The sequence below is a fragment of the Nocardia sp. NPDC003183 genome (assembly GCF_053590715.1).
Genome location: NZ_JBSFTG010000032.1, coordinates 1 through 17,001, shown reverse-complemented (window position 1 = coordinate 17,001; position 17,001 = coordinate 1). Strand labels below are relative to the sequence as shown.

Here is a 17,001-nt window from a genome sequence, read left to right as displayed (position 1 = left end):
CCCGTCGATCAGGCGCCGTTGCGTACGCGACGAAGGAGCAAGCAACGGTGCCTGATCGACGGGACCGGCGGGGCCGCGAACCCGAGCGCGCCAGCGCTCCAACAACTCAGCTGTAGCGCGACAGGCAGGTGGTTTCGCCGTTGAGGACGCCTGCGCGGAAGGCGTCGACGCGGGAGAACCCGCTGGGCACCGTGTTGCCCTCGGCGTCGCTGGCGGCCAGTCCGTCGGTGAGCAGGCCCGAGACCGCTTCGTCGAGATCGCCCGCCGACAGCTGGATGTCGCCCTGGGTGACCGGACGGCCGGGCTGGGCGAGTTTGCCGGTGACGACCCCGGACAGGCAGGCCGCGCGCAGTCCGGTCTTCGCGCCGGTCAGCTGCTGGCCGTGGCTGCGCTGCACGGCCAGGGTGTAGCGGGAGATGAAGACGACGTAGCCGTTGTAGTCGCCGCTGACCTTCACCGGCAGCGGGCCGTCGTCGTCGGTGTCGCTGGCCCCGCGTTCGGCCAGTCCGGGCACATCGGTGGCGATGGTGTTCTTGGCGGGGCAGTAGGTGACCGGTTCGGTGACCGCGCCGTCCTTGCAGTCGATGCGCGAGCCCGCGTAGTCGTAGGTCGGCGCGTCCTTCACCGGCAGGATGGCCTGGAGCGCCTTGCTCAGCTCGACGAGATTTTCCTTGGAGACGGGGTATTCGCCGCGCCCGCTGTCGCCGGAGAAACTCTGCGGCAGTGAGCCGCGGCGCGAGTCGATCTCGTCCTCGTCGATGCCCTTGCAGCCGCGCGGCCCGTCGGTGAACCCGATCTGGACCGCGGTGACGCGCTCGAAGGCCGAACCATGCACGCTCTCCGGGTCGTCGGGATCGGAGTCGCGAATCGAAACAGTCGCGGCCAGAACGGAATTCAGGCCGTCGGAGGTGTTGATCGTGAAGTGCTTCGACTTGCCTTCCGCGACATGGCGCATGAACGCGCCCGCGAAGCAGTCGGCCTGCTGCTCCTTCACCAGGACCGGCGTCTTCTTGGTGACCATCTTGGCCATGCTCTGGATGGCGTGGCCGTATTCGTGGGCCAGCACCATCACCACCGACATCGTGCCGAAGGTCTCGCTCATGGTGGGCAGCAGCATCTCGCGGTCCCAGCCGATCGAGTTGTCGCTGCGGCAGTAGGCGGCATTGACCAGGTGGTAGGTGGTCTCCTTGCAGAATTCGACCGCCTGGCTGCGGGCCGCCCTGGCCTTCCAGGAGATCAGCTTCTCGACCGGGTCGAAGGTCTCGCCGGGGAACTCGGTACCGAAGCCCGCCTGCCAGTAGGACTGGATGTCGTCGATCGCGTTGAGCGCCAGCTGGTCCACCTCGCCGCCGTCGCCGTTGGACGCGGTGAGGGGCGAATCGGGAACCCCGGTGCGCGGGCCGTTCGGCCCACCGGTGGTCGGCAATCCCGCCACCTGGAACGGATCGTCGTAGATCGAGACCCCGTGCCCATCGATCGCCCGCGTGCACCCGACACCCATCAGCGCGCATAGCACGACAGAGATCGCAACGAACACTTGGGCTTTCGGCATACGTCCCCCTGGTCGGCCGGATACACGTGCAGGTCGATCGCCGGATCGGGCACAAAGCCGTCTCGGGGGCACCGCCGATGTCCGGGCGATGGCATAGTATCCGCTCCATGTCTTCACCGGGGGCGCAGACCATCACCGTGCGCCATGATGGAACCGAACGAGTCTTCGAAGCGAGTCAGCAGATCACCATGGGCCGCGCGCCCGAGGTCACCCTGTTCGTGGACAGTCCGCTGGTCTCTCGTGTGCACGCCACTCTTCGATTCAGCAACGGCGCGTGGGTGCTCGCCGACAACGGCAGTACCAACGGCGTCTTCGTCGACGCGCGCAGGCTCAACCAGCCCGTCTCGATCGATCGACCCACCCAGGTACGCCTGGGTGACGCGATCACCGGGCCGCTGCTGCACCTGGTCCCCGCGGCGCCTGGGGCGCGCCACGCGGCGACCATGGTCGCGCCGCCTTCGCAACCACAGCAACAGCCGCACCAGCAGCAACCTCACTATCAGCAGCCGCGTCCGCAGCAGCCGCATCCCGGCTTCCAGCCGCCGTCGCGCCCACAACAGCAGCAACCGCAATACGTTCCCACCTCGCAGCTGCCCGCGCAGCCGCAGGACAACATCAATATGACCCGCCGCGCCGATTCGTCGATGCTGCCGCCGGTCCGCAAGGCCGCCTCGACCGAACCGGTCGCGCGCGGTGACCGCATTCCGCCCGGTGGCCTGAGCATCGGCCGCACCTCGGACAACCAGATCGTCGTCAACGATCCGCTGGCCTCGCGTGCGCACGCGAAGCTGCTGGCCTCGCCCGAGGGCCTGGTGATCGAGGACCTCGGCTCGGCCAACGGCACCTTCGTCAACGGTCACCGCCAGCAGCGCTCGGTGCTGCGCGAGCGCGACATCGTCACCATCGGCAACATCGACTTCGTCGTCACCCAGGGGGCGCTGGCGCATCGGCAGAAGCCGGTCGCCGAGCAGGGTCTGTCGGTGCACGGGGTCGGGTTCACCGTCGAGAACAACAAGCAACTGCTCGTCGATGTGAACATGACGGCGGGGCGTGGCACGTTGACCGCGCTGATCGGACCGTCGGGCGCGGGCAAGTCGACGCTGTCGAAGCTGATCGCGGGCAATACCCAGCCCTCCGGTGGTGTGGTGACCTTCGAGGGCCGCAACCTGCACGCCGAATACGAGGCGCTGCGTTCGCGCATCGGCATGGTGCCCCAGGACGACGTGCTGCACCGTCAGCTCACGGTCCGCCAGGCGCTCGGCTTCGCCGCCGAGCTACGGCTGCCGCCAGATACCACCAAGTCCGACCGGCAGCAGGTGATCGACGGCGTGCTGCAAGAGCTCTCGCTCACCCAGCACGCCGATACCCGGGTGGACCGGCTCTCCGGTGGCCAGCGCAAGCGCGCGTCGGTGGCGATGGAGCTGCTCACCGGTCCGTCGCTGCTGATCCTCGACGAGCCGACCTCGGGTCTGGACCCGGCGCTGGATCGGCAGGTCATGCAGATGCTGCGCGAACTGGCCGACGCCGGTCGCGTGGTGATCGTGGTGACGCACTCGGTGGCCTGCCTGGATATGTGCGACCAGGTGGTGCTGCTGGCGCCCGGCGGTAAGACGGCGTTCGCCGGTCATCCGGGTGGGGTCGGCGCGGCGATGGGGACCAGCGACTGGGCGGAGATCTTCGCCGAGGTCGCGGCCAACCCTGATCAGGCCTTCGCGAAGTATCGGTCCCGGCAGGCCTATGTGCCGCCACCGCCGCCCGCGCAGCCGAACCGCGGCAACGTGGGCGCGCCGCCGCAATCGAGCGCGATGCGGCAGTTCAGCACGTTGTCTCGCAGGCAGTTGCGGTTGATCTTCTCCGACCGGGGATATCTGATCTTCCTGGTGGTGCTGCCCTTCATCCTCGGCGCGTTGTCGCTGGTGGTGCCGGGTAGTGACGGGTTCACGGCGGGCGCGCTGGTGCAGCTGCCCGACGGCTCGTTCGGGCGGGAGAGCGGCGGTGAGGCCCAGCAGTTGCTGGTGGTGCTCATCCTCGGCGCGTGCTTCATGGGCGCCACGCTCAGCGTGCGCGACCTGGTCGGCGAACGGTCGATCTTCCAGCGTGAGCGCGCGGTCGGCCTGCTGCCCTCGGCATACCTGATGGCCAAGATCGTCGTGTTCAGCGTGACCGCGTTCCTGCAGTCGGCGGTCCTGATCGGTATCACGTTCATCGGGAAAAAGGCGCCGGGCGCCGGTTCGCTGATTCCGAGCGGCAGCGTCGAGCTGTACTTCGATATCGCGATGACCGCGGTGTGCTGCGTGGTGTTCGGCCTGCTGATGTCGAGCCTGGCCAAGTCCAACGAGCAGGTCATGCCGATGCTCGTGGTGATGATCATGGTGCAGCTGGTGATGGCGGGTGGCCTGATCCCGGTGACCGACCGGGTCGGCCTCGAGCAGATCTCGTACCTGTTCCCCTCACGCTGGGGTTATGCGGCGGGCGCGTCGACGGTGGACCTGACGGAGCTGGTCTTCGGCTCGCAGGACGACCCACTCTGGGGGCACAGCGCGGGGATCTGGATCCTGGACATCGTGATGCTCATCGTGATCACCTCGATCCTCGCCCTGATCACCTGGAGCAGACTACGACTGAAGAAGTCGCAGGCATGATCCGCCAGGTCAGCATCGTTTCGGTGGGCAAGCTGCGCGTGTCTGTCGCCGACCGGGCACACTTGATCCTGTGACCGTTCGAGTTGGGGCCCTACATCTGGGGTGGGACGTGGTGTCCGTGGCCGCGGGTGGCGGCGCGACCCCGGTCCGCCCGGTACAGGTCGAGGGCACCTACACCCCGCCCGCCTACCTGCTCGCCGATGCCGCGGGCAGGTTGCACACCGCCGGTGTCGACCGGCAGCGCCCGGACCTGGGGATGGCCATCGCCGATGTGCGCGACATCCTCGGCCACCCACAGATCGTGATCGCCGGCGCCACCTGGCCCGCCGAACTCGTCTTCCGGGCCAGGCTCTACAACCCGCTGGCCGCGATCGGCAAGTACCTACAGGGCAAGCCGCAGCTGGTCGCGCTGCCGTATCCGGACAGCTGGCCCGACGACAAGGTCGAGGTGTACGCGGCGCTCGTCGAACAGCTCGACGTGGTCGTGGAACCGCTGCCCGAAAGCGTCGCGCTCTCGGGTTATGTGCGCGCGCTCGGCCTGGTCTCCCCGCCCAGCGAGCGGCATCGCACCGGCATCGGCGCCACCGGGATCTACTCCGACGGTCGCTCGCTACTGGTGGTCGCGGTGCACGGCGACGACGAGCAGCCGACCGAATCGACGGAGGTCTCGGTCAGTGCCGAGGCGCTGCGCGACGCCCGCACGGCCGACAACGTGGTGATCGAGGCGATGGCCGCGGCCCGCTCGATCGGGGCGGACACCTCGACGGTGCTGCTCGCGGGCAACGTCTGCTTCAACGACGCGCTGCGCTTCGCCTTCCAGAACCACCTGGGCCAGCGCCTGCACGTGGCCGATCATCCGATGCACGCGCTGGTCCTCGGCGCCGCGCATCTGCTGGTCACCGAGCCCGATCTCGACGACGAGGAGGACGACTATCCGGACTCGGGACATCCGGGTCAGGCAGTCGCCGCGCAGGTCGGGTGGGGTGCCCAACCCACCGCACCGCCCGCCGCCCAGCCGCCCGGACCGGCCGGGTTCGTCGCCGGTCCGCCCACCGCGCAACCGCCGCAGCCGTCAGGTCCACCCGCTCGTGCGCCGCGGCACGCGCTCGAACACGACGATGCCGAGGACGACGACCGCCGCGGCAAACTGCTCGGCAAGGTGAAGAAGGGCTTCTTCGGCGCACCGGCCGTGGTCGGCGCGCTGGCGCTGGTCGCGCTCCAGCCGGATCCCGCTGTCGCCGCGGCCGCCGAACCGGTGAGTTGCGCGTTCACCCCGTACGCGAACACGGTCCCGCGCGAGGGCATCGAGACCGCGCGTGGCCTGCTGGTCGACGACTCCGCCTGCGTCACCCCCGGCATCGATACTTTGCGCTACCTGATTCCCGGTCCCGCGCGTGCGACCGACCCGGGTCCGCCGGTCGTGATCTAGCCTCGCCCGATTACGGGTCGGTGATGCGTGGCTGGTATCGTTGCCCGTTGGCGTGTGGAACGCCGAACCGTTCGCGGATCGGCGTCTCCTCGATGTCCTGGGTCTCCACCGGCCGCCAGGACAGCCTCGATCCACACATCAGGGCCGGCAACACCGACGACAGACAGGGAACGACTGTGCCTACGTACAGCCCCAAGGCGGGTGACGTCACCCGTAAGTGGTACGTCATCGACGCCACTGACGTAGTCCTCGGCCGTCTCGCCGTGCAGGCCGCTGGCCTGCTGCGCGGCAAGGGCAAGCCGACCTACGCACCCCACGTCGATGGTGGCGACTTCGTCATCATCATCAACGCGGACAAGGTTGCCATCTCCGGCAACAAGAAGCAGGACAAGCTCATCCACCACCACAGCGGACACCCGGGCGGCCTCAAGTCGCGCACTGTCGGCGAGGTGTTGGCGACCCGTCCCGATCGTCTCGTGGAGAAGGCCGTCAAGGGCATGATCCCGAAGAACAAGCTGGGTAACGCGATCGCGGGCAAGCTGAAGGTCTACGCAGGCCCGAACCACCCCCACGCCGCGCAGCAGCCGGTTCCGTTCGAGATCAAGCAGGTGGCCCAGTGACCGCTCCTGAAGAGTTCGCAGCCGAAGAGTTCGACGCCACCGATGAGGTCGTCGTCGAGATCGTCGAAGACGGCGAAGGCTACGCCGAAGGCGAGTACGTCGAGGAAGAGCTGGCTTTCGAGCCGATCGGCCTCGACCGCCCGGTGCAGACCGTCGGCCGCCGCAAGGAAGCCGTCGTTCGCGTTCGCCTGGTGCCCGGTTCGGGCAACTTCGAGCTCAACGGCCGCACCATCGAGGATTACTTCCCGAACAAGGTGCACCAGCAGCTCGTGAAGTCCCCGCTGGTTCTGGTCGAGCGTGTCGAGAACTTCGACATCTTCGCTCGCCTGGTCGGTGGCGGCCCGTCGGGTCAGGCGGGCGCCCTGCGTCTGGCCATCGCCCGCGCGCTGATCGAGGTCACCCCGGACGACCGCCCCGCCCTCAAGCGGGCCGGCTTCCTGACGCGTGACCCGCGTGCCACCGAGCGTAAGAAGTACGGCCTGAAGAAGGCCCGTAAGGCGCCTCAGTACTCGAAGCGCTGATTTACGCACTGTCGACTCTCGGCTTTCGCATACGCTGGGTATGCTGCCCGCGCGAGTGGGGATGAGCCTGGTCGGCGGAGCGTGTGTGCAAGAGCAGGCTTCCAGCACCGCTGGTCGCCTGCTCTTGTGCTGTATTCGGGGACCTACTACTGGTAGAGGGTTTTTATGGGACGGCTATTCGGCACAGACGGTGTTCGCGGACTCGCCAACGAGTCGCTGAGCCCGGAACTGGCGATGCGCGTCGCCGCCGCGGCAGCGCAGGTGCTCTCGCGCGGCAAGAAGCGCCCGGTGGCGGTGCTCGGTCGCGATCCGCGCGCCAGCGGCGAGATGCTCGAGGCCGCGGTCACCGCGGGCCTGACCTCCGTCGGCGTCGATGTCCTCTCGGTAGGCGTGCTGCCCACCCCGGCCGTGGCCTACCTGACCGGCCTGTACGACGCGTGCTTCGGCGTGATGATCTCCGCCTCGCACAACCCCATGCCCGACAACGGCATCAAGATCTTCGCGGCGGGCGGGCACAAGCTCGACGACGCCATCGAGGCCCGGATCGAAGCCCTGATCGCCGAAGGCGTCACCGTGCGCCCGACCGGCGCGGGCATCGGCCGCGTGCGTGGCGACTACACCGTCGAGGGCACCCACGAGCGCTATGTCGAGCATCTGCTCGAATCCACCAGCCAGGACCTGTCCTCGCTGACCGTCGTCGTCGACTGCGCGCACGGTGCGGCCGCCGAGGTCGCCCCGCAGGTGTACCGGGAGGCGGGCGCGACGGTGATCGCGATCAACGCCGAACCCAACGGGCTCAACATCAATGACGGGTGCGGTTCCACGCACCTGGACACCGTGCGGCGCGCGGTCCTCGACCACGGCGCCGACCTGGGCATCGCGCTCGACGGTGACGCCGATCGTTGCCTCGCCGTCGATGCCGCGGGCGAGATCGTCGACGGTGACGCGATCATGGCGGTACTCGCGCTGGCGATGCGCGACGCGGGCGAGCTGGTCGACGACACCCTCGTCGCCACCGTGATGAGCAACCTCGGCCTGCACATCGCGATGCGTGCCGCCGAGATCACCGTGATCACCGCCGCTGTCGGCGATCGGTACGTGCTCGAGGAGTTGCGTCGCGGCGGATACAGCCTGGGCGGGGAACAGTCCGGGCATGTGGTGTTCCCGCGGTTCGGTACCACCGGGGACGGGGTGCTCACCGGCCTGCGGTTGATGGCGCGGATGGCGCAGAGCGGCCGCTCGCTGGCCTCGCTGGCTTCGGTGATGACCACGGTGCCGCAGGTGTTGATCAATGTCGCGGTGTCGGACAAGGGTGCTGTCGCTGTCGCTCCCGAGGTGCTGGACGCTGTCGCGGAGGCCGAGCGGATCCTCGGGGACACCGGGCGGGTTCTGTTGCGGCCCAGCGGGACCGAGCAGTTGGTGCGCGTGATGGTGGAGGCCACCGATCCCGCGCAGGCGCGTCAGCTGGCCGATGATCTGGCCAAGCGGGTCGCCGCGGTCTAGTCGCCGGGACCCGGACGACGGGTCGGCGATCGGTGCTGTGGCGTGTTCCACCGGGCCCCACTAGTATCGGGATACGCCGTCTGGACCTGTGTGCCCGTGGCGCGTGTGTGCTGCTCGGCGCAGGCGGTTATTTTGGCGCGCAGCACGATTCGAAGGGGGCCGATCATGGTTCCGCCGCTGCCTGCCCGCAACTACCAGGACCAGTACCCGTACGAGTACGGCGAAGCCGACCAGCCACACCGCTGTGGTGGGGCCTGCGGGCGACCGGGGTGCCGCGAAGTGCCGCAAGGGTATTCGCACACTGTGCCGATCCGGGACGAAGGCTACGGGCAGTCCGCCTATGAGCCGGTCGCCGAGGCGCCACGCACCCGCGCGTTCGCGGCGCCGCGGGTGCCGCGCTCGCGGTCGTTCATCGCCGTGGTCGCGGTGCTCGGTGTCACCTTCGGCGTCGGCCTGATCGGGGCCAAGCTCGGCTCCGACATCGACCTGTTCGGTGCGGCCGAGCCCGCTGTAGTGCAGTCGCTCTAGAACTGTCCGGCGACGAATCCGCTGAACAGCACCCCGAAACCACCGATCTCGCCCACGATCAGCCCGTACATCGACAGCCGTAGTTCGGCGGGAATCCTCCCGTCGAACTGATTGGTGGTGTCCCGGCGCAGCCCGTGCAGGGCGTAACTGGCGATCGCACCGGCGAAGAACGCGAGCACCACCAGGTCGGCGGTCAGATTGACGATCGTCGGCCAGGCGCTGAGCTCGGTGAACACCGCGAGCAGGATCCCCGCGAAGGAGTACATCAGCGCGGCGCGGTGGGCGATGTCGACATAGACGTGCGCCGCGCCGTCAGTCCGGATGCCGTGGTACTTCCACACCCCGAGCAGCAACGCGCTCAGGAAGAGGAATCCGGTGACGAGCAGGGTGATTCGGGTGTCGATGCCCAATGCGTAGTCCATGCGTCATTCCTCGCTGAGAAGCCCACCGGACATGTGCCAACGACGGGTCGCACGAACAGAATCCAGCATCCGGCGATCGTGCGTCACCAGAATCAACGTGCCGGTGAAGGATTCGACGGCCTGTTCGAGCTGTTCGATGGCGGGCAGGTCGAGGTGGTTGGTCGGCTCGTCGAGAACCAGCAGGTTCACCCCGCGCGCCTGGAGCAGGGCCAGGGCCGCGCGGGTGCGTTCACCGGGGGACAGGGTGTCGCACGCACGCGTCACGTGCGGCCCGCGCAGGCCGAATTTGGCCAGTAGCGTGCGGACTTCGGCGTCGGGCCAGTCGGGCATCGCCGCGGCGAAGGTGTCGGCCAGCGCGTCGTCGCCACGGAACAGCCCGCGGGCCTGGTCGACCTCGCCGATCTCCACACCGGAACCCAGTGCGGCGGTACCGGAATCCGGGGCGATCTTGCCGAGCAGCAGGCCGAGCAGGGTCGACTTGCCCGAGCCGTTGGCGCCGGTGAGCACGATCCGGTCGGCCCAATCGATCTGGGTGGTGATCGGGCCGAGGGTGAATTCGCCGCGCGTGAGGGTGGCGTTGTTGGCGGTCGCGACCACCGCGCCGCTGCGTGGGGCGGTGGCGATCTCCATCCGCAGCTCCCACTCCTTGCGCGGCTCGTCGACCACGTCGAGGCGTTCGATCCGGCGCTGGGTCTGACGGGCCTTGGCGGCCTGCTTCTCGGTGGATTCCGCGCGGGTCTTGCGGCCCATCTTGTCGGAGTCGTTCTTGCCCTTGCGGCGGGCGTTGCGCACCCCGTGCTCGAGCCAGTTGCGCTGCATCTGCGCGCGCGACTCCAAACCCGCTTTGGTGTCGGCGAATTCGTCGTAGGCTTCGCGGGCGTGCTTGCGGGCGATCTCGCGTTCGGCGAGGTAGGCGTCGTAGCCGCCGTCGTAGAAACCGGTTTGCTGCTGTGCCAGATCGAGTTCGAGGACGCTGTTCACGGTGCGCGCCAAGAACTCTCGATCGTGGCTGATCACCATCAGCGGTACGCGCACCCCGGTGACGAACCGTTCCAGCCGGTCGAGGCCGTCGAGATCGAGGTCGTTGGTCGGCTCGTCGAGCAGCAGAATGTCGAAGCGCGACAACAACACCGAGGCCAGCCCCGCGCGTGCCGCCTGGCCGCCGGACAGGCCCGTCATCGGGGTGTCGAGCCCACCGGCCAAGCCGTGGGTCAGCCCCAGGTCCGCGGCGACCTCTTCGGCGCGCTGATCGAGATCCGCGCCACCCAACGCCAGCCAATGTTCCAGCGCGGGCGAGTAGTCGTCGTCGCCACCGTCGCCGAGGCGTTCGGCCGCCGCGTCCATCACCTGCTGGGCGTGTGCGACACCGGTTCGGCGCGAAAGGAATTCGAGCACCGTCTCGCCCTCGATGCGCTCCGGTTCCTGGGTCAGATAACCCACGGTCGCGTCGGGCGGACTCAACGCGATGGTGCCCTCGCCCGGTTCCCGCTCGGCCAGCATCCGCAGCAGCGTCGACTTGCCCGCGCCGTTCACCCCGACCAGCCCGATCACATCGCCGGGGGCGAGAGTGAAATCGAGGTCGGCGAACAGGGTCCGTTCGGCGTGCCCCGCGGAGAGGCCACTGGCGTGCAATGTCGTGCTCACCTCGACGATTGTGCCCGTCTCGGGGTCTGACCCTGAGGTCGGGGCCTGTCGAAATCAGGGTGCGGATGGGTCTGTGGACCGATGCGGGCGGGCGTGCTCCGACGGCACAGTGGAGACATCACCGCTCCACAGGAAGGCAACACCATGACCGCCCCCGCCCGCCGCCTCACCCGTTCGACCAGCAACAAGTGGATCGCAGGCGTCTGCGGCGGCCTCGCCGAATGCTACGGCTGGAACCCCAACGTCGTCCGCCTGGTCTTCGTCGTGTCCTGCCTGCTGCCCGGTCCCCAGTTCCTGATCTACCTGGCGATGTGGATCCTCATCCCGAACAAGTAGCCCCGAACCTCCCGGCGCCCGCTCGCGGATGACAAGATGGTGGCAACCCCGCCACGTCGTCATCCGCGAGTTTTCCGTTGGAGGAGCAGTCATGGTCACCTCGGGTGAGTTCCCCGGCCTCGGCCTACCCGACATCGACGCCCACTCGTCCCTGGGCGGCCTCGGCCCCGTCGAGCTGAACAACCCATCCCTCGACCTCGACCACGACGGCGTCGTCGACTCCCTCTCCACCGGCGATGCCGACTCGACCAGCATCTGGTCCGACTACGACCACGACGGCCTGGCCGATCACGTCACTGTCGTCGAGGAAGACGGCGACTACGCCGCCTGGGAATACCACCGTCATCCCGACGGCACGTCGGAGTGGCGCAAGACCGACCAGGGGAACCTGGAGAAGTAGCGCACCAGGGTGCCGCTGTGATCGAATCCGAGCACAGCGGCATTCGTCGTGTGATCGTGGAACCGATCCGGGTCTTGGCGCGTCTAAGAAGACAAGGAGTCTTCCGGGACGGTGGGGGACGGCAACGGGATCCGGAACGGAGGGGACGCTATGGGGTACTCGAACACGCTGGGCGTGCAGACGGGTGAACTCGGGCAGTTGGGCAACGATTTGAAGATGTCGGGCGGTGCGGTCAAGGACACTGTGAAACGCATTTCCGACAACAAGTTCGGCTCGGGTGACGCGGGGAAGAACTACGCCGCCGAGGGAAAGACCGTCACGGCGGGCCTCGATGTCGCGATCGCGTGGCTGAACAACTGGAGTTCGGCCACCACGGCTATCGGCGACGCGATCGGCGCCTCATCGATTGCCTACTCCAACACCGATGCTGAAAACGCCAAGCAGACCAACAAGGCAGGGCAGGCGCTGTAGTGAGCGACGCAGGACATGTGGGAGCCGACCGATGACGGTGTTGAGCAGCCCCGTCGAGGGCATACGCGGACAGAACGTCGATTCGCTCCTCGACGACGGTGCACCGGGGCTGCAGTACTTCATCCAGTTGCTCCCCAGATACAACAAGGCGTTCGGTGACTGCAGTCATACCGAGGCCAAGATCTGCGCGGAGTACGACGAACAGCGCGGTATGAATCTGGACAAGCTGGCTGACACGGCCGAAGCGCTGTACAACGCGTTGCAGGTCTCCGATACGCAATGGGGTGTGCAGCAGGGGCTTTCGCAGAAGATGTCCACGGTGTGGAGCAGCGGCGCGGCGGCCGAGGCCGCAGCGACGATGCTCGGACAACAGCTGACGCTGGCTACCGAGGACCGCACGAAATTGACCACGGCGGTGGAAGCGTTCGCGACCGCGACGACCAAATTGCGTGGGCTGGTCACCAGCAAGAAGGATTGGGTCAAGGCGCTGGTCACCGGCAATCAGGTGTTGGTCGGCGGAAAGACCGTCGCCGACATCGACGAGATGATCGAGGAAACAGATGTCGTCGATGTCGGGACTATCGGCCTCGGCATCGTTGCGATGGCCGTCCCCGGCTTGGGTTCTGCCTATATCGGAAAGACGGCTTACGACAAGCAGCAATCCGAAGCGTGGCTGAGAGATGTCTTCAAACCGGACTTCGACGACAAGCTGGCGAACTTCCTCTCCCTGTGCTCCAACACCGACGACACCGTCAAGCTGGCATACGGGGTACTGACGACGGCGACCAACGCGCTCGACAGCGGGGCGTATCCGCGACCGGCAGGCACTGTCACCACCGATAACAAAGGTGACGGGACGACTCCCGCAGGGACCACACCGTCCGGGACGACCCCCGCCTCGACAACGCCGACGACGACAACGCCGTCCACGACAACACCGACGACAACAACGCCCACAACGACAACGCCGTCCACGACGACCGACGACACGCTCAGCGAGATCGTCAGCACAGTCACCGACGCCGCCACGGACCTGTTGACGACGGCTGCCAGCACTCTCAGCGAGAACATGGACACCATCACGTCCACGATCACCGAAGGCATCGAGAACGCGGTCGGGCAGATTGAATCTGTGTTCCAGGATGCCGACGGCGATGGGGTGCCGGATGTCATCGATGGCAAGTCCGCGGAGTTCGACGTTGCCGGAAACAATGTCAAGGTCGAGATGGGCGAGGACGGCAACCTGAAGATGGTCGTCACCGGCGCCGACGGTCAGTCCACCGAATATGGCATGACGATCGGCGCCGACGGCCAGCCGGTCATCACGACCGAGAGTGGCGAACCCGTCGGCGAGGGCGAACCCACCGGTGAAGAGGCTGCGACCGAAGAAGGTGTCATCGGTGACGGCACGCCGAGCTCCGGCTCCGGAACCGCTGAAGAGGGTGGGACGCCCGCGTCGAGCACGCCGAGCATGCCGGGTGCCACCAAGCGCGAAGACGACGGTGAGCATTATTCGCAGCCGCTGCCTGCCGGTGATGCCGAAGAGCCGGTCGACACCGGCGCAGTCCTGGCTGAGGCAGGCCCGCTGTGATCGTCCACTCATCATGTGAGGAGCCCCGCTCATGAACTATGTCCTCGAGCTCGAGCAGATTTTCGACGAGCACGCTCGGCGCACGGCGATCCTGCATCAGGAACTCGACGCGATCAACCGTGCCACCGCCGACCGGGACCGAGACCATGCCGAACGTACTGCCGCCGGTCTGGAGCGGGTGCTCGCGCAGGCGGAGGAAGACGAGAAGGCGAGGGCGGCAGCCGAACAGCGCCAGGCCGAACTGAACCGCCTCGAAGCAGAGGCGCAGGAGCAGCGCGACGCCATCGCTCGCGCGGCGGCGGCGCGCCGTGCGAACGATGTCGTCGCGCCTTATGACGACGACGATCCTGAAGCCGAGTACTACCAGCGCAAGAGCTGGCTGGTCTGAATCACCGGCGCCAGGCCGAATACGGAGGGTGATCGCGCCGGGCCGGCGTCGCTCGGCCGGCCCGGGCGCTTCTAGCCGCGGATGAGTTTGGCGACTGTGCCGATGGACAACTTGGGCGCCTCGACCTCGACCTCGGCGTGGGGGTCGACGACCTTGGTGTGGGGGATCTCGGCTTCCGGGTCGGCGAAGATCGCGTACTTCTTGTCGGCGAGAAGGGTGGCGAGCAGGTAGCCGGTGACCAGGGCTCGGGTGGCCTTGTCGGTTTTGTGTTCGTAGCGGCCCGCGCCGAGGGCGGCGAAGAGGCGGCGGCCCTCGATGATGCCGTTGTGCGAGGCGCCGTCGAGGGTGCGCAGGATCGACGGGCCCGACCAGGCGGCGGCGAGGGCGCGGGCATTGGAGCTGACCGAGTCGAGGTCGTCGCCGGTCAGGATCAGGCCGGGCGCGTCGATGTCGGGGGCGATGTTCTCCGCGGCGGGGGAGGTGGGGGCCGGGAAGAGCGCTACGACGGCGGCTACCCGGCGTTGAGCCGCGGCGATCACCGCGGCGCCCGCCCCCATGCCGTGGCCGGCGAGGGCGAGGCGGTCGGGGTGGACGCTGATGGTGCCGTCACCGAGGCGGACCTTGCTCACGATGTCGAGCGTGGTGAGCAAGTCGGTGCCGAGATCCAGATGTGACGGAATCGGGCCACGCTCGGTGTCGGGCGCGGCGACCACGAAACCCCACGACGCGATGTGTTCGAGCAGGCTCTTGTAGTTCTCGGCGCTGGTCAGCCAGCCGTGCGCGAACGCGACAGCGGGCAGGTTCAGCCCGGACTCGGGCGTGTACACCACACCCGGCTGACCTGCGATCCCTAAGTTCCCACGCAGCACCCGGTGGGGGCCGCGCACGGACAGGGTGCTCACGAGCGATTTTGCAGACACCGACACGGCGAGAAGAGTATCCGATCAGTAGGGTGGGGGACCATGTGCGGAATCGTGGGGTACGTCGGATACCGGGATGCGCTGGGCGTTGTCGTCGACGCGCTGCGACGCATGGAGTATCGCGGATACGACTCCGCGGGGGTCGCGATCCTCGATGGAAACGGTGCTCTGGCGGTCGAACGTAAGGCCGGGCGGCTGGCCAATCTGGAAGCTGAACTGGGCGAGGCGGGGACCGAGCGTTTCGCCGGGTCGACCGGGATGGGGCACACCCGCTGGGCCACCCACGGCGCGCCGACCGACCGCAACGCGCACCCCCACCGCGACCTCTCCGGCAAGCTCGCCGTCGTCCACAACGGCATCATCGAGAATTTCGCGCCGCTGCGCCGCGAGCTCGAAGACGTGGGCGTGGAGCTGCTGAGCGACACCGATACCGAAGTCGCGGTGCATCTGGTTTCGCGCGCGTACGCCGACGGCTCCACCGCGGGCGACTTCACCGCGAGTGTCCACGCCGTGTTGCAGCGGCTCGAGGGCGCGTTCACGCTGGTGTTCACCCATGCGGACCATCCCGGCACGATCGTGGCGGCTCGCCGGTCGACGCCGCTGGTCGTCGGGGTCGGCGAGGGTGAGATGTTCATCGCCTCCGACGTCACCGCGTTCATCGAGCACACCCGTGAGGCGGTCGAGCTCGGGCAGAACCAGGCCGTGGTGATCACGAAGGACGGTTACAGCGTCACCGACTTCGCGGGCAACACCGACGGGGTGGTCAGCCGGCCGTTCACCATCGACTGGGACCTCGCCGCCGCGGAGAAGGGCGGCCACGACTACTTCATGCTCAAGGAGATCGAGGAGCAGCCCACCGCCGTCGCCGACACCCTGATGGGGCATTTCGTCGTCGACGAGAAGGGCGGCCGGATCGTCCTCGACGAACAGCGCCTCGCCGACCAGGAGCTCCGCGAGTTCGACAAGGTGTTCGTCGTGGCGTGCGGCAGTTCGTACCACGCGGGCCTGCTCGCCAAGTACGCGATCGAGCACTGGACCCGGGTGCCGGTGGAAGTGGAGCTCGCCAGCGAATTCCGTTACCGCGACCCGGTTCTCGACCGGTCGACGCTGGTGGTGGCGATCTCGCAGTCCGGTGAAACCGCCGACACACTCGAAGCGGTACGCCACGCCAAGGAGCAGAAGGCGCGCGTGCTCGCCATCTGCAACACCAACGGGGCGCAGATTCCGCGCGAGTCCGACGCGGTGATCTACACGCGGACCGGGCCCGAGATCGGTGTCGCCTCGACCAAGGCGTTCCTGGCGCAGGTGGCTGCCAACTATCTGGTCGGTCTGGCCCTGGCGCAGGCGCGCGGGACCAAGTACCCCGACGAGGTGGCTCGCGAGTTCGCCGAACTGGAATCGATGCCGAAGCTGATCGCCCGGGTGCTCGAGACCGCGCCACAGGTGCGGGCCATCGCGCGCGAGCTGGCGCATGTGCCGACGGTGCTGTTCCTCGGTCGCCACGTGGGTTATCCGGTGGCGCTCGAAGGCGCGCTCAAGCTCAAGGAACTGGCTTACATGCACGCTGAGGGTTTCGCCGCGGGCGAGCTCAAGCACGGGCCGATCGCGCTGATCGAAGAGGGCCTGCCGGTGATCATCGTGATGCCGTCGCCGAAGGGGCGCGCGGTGCTGCATTCCAAGCTGCTCAGCAACATTCGCGAGATCCAGGCCCGCGGCGCCCGGACGATCGTGATCGCCGAAGAGGGCGATGACACCGTGCGCCCGTTCGCCGACGACCTGATCGAGATCCCGGCCGCCCCCACCCTGTACCAGCCGTTGCTGTCCACGGTGCCGCTGCAGATCTTCGCCGCCGAGGTGGCCCAGACCCTGGGCTACGACGTGGACAAGCCCCGCAACCTGGCCAAGTCGGTCACCGTCGAATAAATAAAGGCCCGACCCAGCCCCGCACATCCCGACCTCGAGGAGGGATCCGCCGCGCAGCGGCGGGTTCGCGGCCGTCCCGTCGATCAGGCGCCGTTGCGTACGCGACGAAGG

General features: G+C 67.7%; 16 protein-coding genes. 12 read left to right on the top strand and 4 right to left on the bottom strand.

Annotated elements, in window-relative coordinates:
- Positions 1–106: 106 nt before the first annotated feature.
- A complete protein-coding gene (locus ACWDXS_RS35320; protein ID WP_449972662.1) occupies positions 107–1,501 on the bottom strand; it encodes a metallopeptidase in 1,395 nt (464 codons plus the stop codon).
- 158 nt (positions 1,502–1,659) lie between these two features.
- Between ACWDXS_RS35320 and ACWDXS_RS35315 the strand changes: the two genes are divergently transcribed.
- The 6 genes from ACWDXS_RS35315 (at position 1,660) to ACWDXS_RS35290 (ending at position 8,795) form a co-directional block, all read left to right on the top strand.
- Complete coding sequence (locus tag ACWDXS_RS35315; protein WP_449972659.1) at positions 1,660–4,194, top strand: ATP-binding cassette domain-containing protein; 2,535 nt, start codon at positions 1,660–1,662, stop codon at positions 4,192–4,194.
- A gap of 70 nt (positions 4,195–4,264) precedes the next feature.
- Entirely contained in the window at positions 4,265–5,623 is a 1,359-nt protein-coding gene (locus tag ACWDXS_RS35310) for a hypothetical protein (protein WP_449972656.1), read from the top strand.
- 176 nt (positions 5,624–5,799) lie between these two features.
- A complete protein-coding gene (gene rplM, locus ACWDXS_RS35305) occupies positions 5,800–6,243 on the top strand; it encodes a 50S ribosomal protein L13 (RefSeq protein WP_022567307.1) in 444 nt (147 codons plus the stop codon).
- A complete protein-coding gene (rpsI, locus tag ACWDXS_RS35300; RefSeq protein ID WP_378993585.1) occupies positions 6,240–6,764 on the top strand; it encodes a 30S ribosomal protein S9 in 525 nt (174 codons plus the stop codon). The genes rplM and rpsI overlap by 4 nt, the downstream gene beginning before the upstream one ends.
- A gap of 165 nt (positions 6,765–6,929) precedes the next feature.
- Positions 6,930–8,267: a phosphoglucosamine mutase gene (gene glmM / locus ACWDXS_RS35295; protein WP_387449049.1), complete on the top strand. Its 1,338-nt coding sequence runs from the start codon at positions 6,930–6,932 to the stop codon at positions 8,265–8,267.
- A 165-nt stretch (positions 8,268–8,432) separates the two neighbouring features.
- Positions 8,433–8,795: a hypothetical protein gene (locus ACWDXS_RS35290; protein WP_378662011.1), complete on the top strand. Its 363-nt coding sequence runs from the start codon at positions 8,433–8,435 to the stop codon at positions 8,793–8,795.
- On the opposite strand, the gene ACWDXS_RS35285 is transcribed toward ACWDXS_RS35290, so the two are convergent.
- Both ACWDXS_RS35285 and ACWDXS_RS35280 read right to left on the bottom strand, forming a co-directional pair.
- Entirely contained in the window at positions 8,792–9,217 is a 426-nt protein-coding gene (locus ACWDXS_RS35285; protein WP_378993583.1) for a hypothetical protein, read from the bottom strand. The two genes, ACWDXS_RS35290 and ACWDXS_RS35285, sit on opposite strands and share 4 nt — an antisense overlap.
- A 3-nt stretch (positions 9,218–9,220) precedes the next feature.
- On the bottom strand, positions 9,221–10,807 hold the full coding sequence (locus ACWDXS_RS35280) for an ABC-F family ATP-binding cassette domain-containing protein (RefSeq protein ID WP_449972665.1): 1,587 nt from the start codon (positions 10,805–10,807) through the stop codon (positions 9,221–9,223).
- Between the two features lie 198 nt (positions 10,808–11,005).
- Between ACWDXS_RS35280 and ACWDXS_RS35275 the strand changes: the two genes are divergently transcribed.
- The 5 genes from ACWDXS_RS35275 to ACWDXS_RS35255 all read left to right on the top strand — a co-directional run bounded on the left by ACWDXS_RS35275 (position 11,006) and on the right by ACWDXS_RS35255 (position 14,047).
- Positions 11,006–11,197: a PspC domain-containing protein gene (locus tag ACWDXS_RS35275; protein ID WP_449972650.1), complete on the top strand. Its 192-nt coding sequence runs from the start codon at positions 11,006–11,008 to the stop codon at positions 11,195–11,197.
- A 91-nt stretch (positions 11,198–11,288) separates the two neighbouring features.
- Positions 11,289–11,597: a DUF6802 family protein gene (locus ACWDXS_RS35270; RefSeq protein ID WP_056818233.1), complete on the top strand. Its 309-nt coding sequence runs from the start codon at positions 11,289–11,291 to the stop codon at positions 11,595–11,597.
- A 111-nt stretch (positions 11,598–11,708) separates the two neighbouring features.
- Positions 11,709–12,068: a hypothetical protein gene (locus ACWDXS_RS35265; protein ID WP_378993580.1), complete on the top strand. Its 360-nt coding sequence runs from the start codon at positions 11,709–11,711 to the stop codon at positions 12,066–12,068.
- 31 nt (positions 12,069–12,099) lie between these two features.
- Complete coding sequence (locus tag ACWDXS_RS35260; RefSeq protein ID WP_378993579.1) at positions 12,100–13,659, top strand: ICP22 family protein; 1,560 nt, start codon at positions 12,100–12,102, stop codon at positions 13,657–13,659.
- Between the two features lie 31 nt (positions 13,660–13,690).
- Positions 13,691–14,047, top strand: a complete 357-nt coding sequence (locus tag ACWDXS_RS35255; protein WP_449972645.1) for a hypothetical protein — start codon at positions 13,691–13,693, stop codon at positions 14,045–14,047.
- Between the two features lie 71 nt (positions 14,048–14,118).
- Here ACWDXS_RS35255 and ACWDXS_RS35250 read toward each other — a convergent pair whose 3' ends face one another.
- Positions 14,119–14,973 (bottom strand): poly(ethylene terephthalate) hydrolase family protein, encoded by an 855-nt coding sequence (locus ACWDXS_RS35250; RefSeq protein ID WP_378993577.1) that lies wholly within the window; start codon positions 14,971–14,973, stop codon positions 14,119–14,121.
- A 36-nt stretch (positions 14,974–15,009) separates the two neighbouring features.
- Between ACWDXS_RS35250 and glmS the strand changes: the two genes are divergently transcribed.
- On the top strand, positions 15,010–16,890 hold the full coding sequence (gene glmS, locus ACWDXS_RS35245; protein ID WP_449972642.1) for a glutamine--fructose-6-phosphate transaminase (isomerizing): 1,881 nt from the start codon (positions 15,010–15,012) through the stop codon (positions 16,888–16,890).
- The last annotated feature ends 111 nt before the right edge of the window (positions 16,891–17,001 follow it).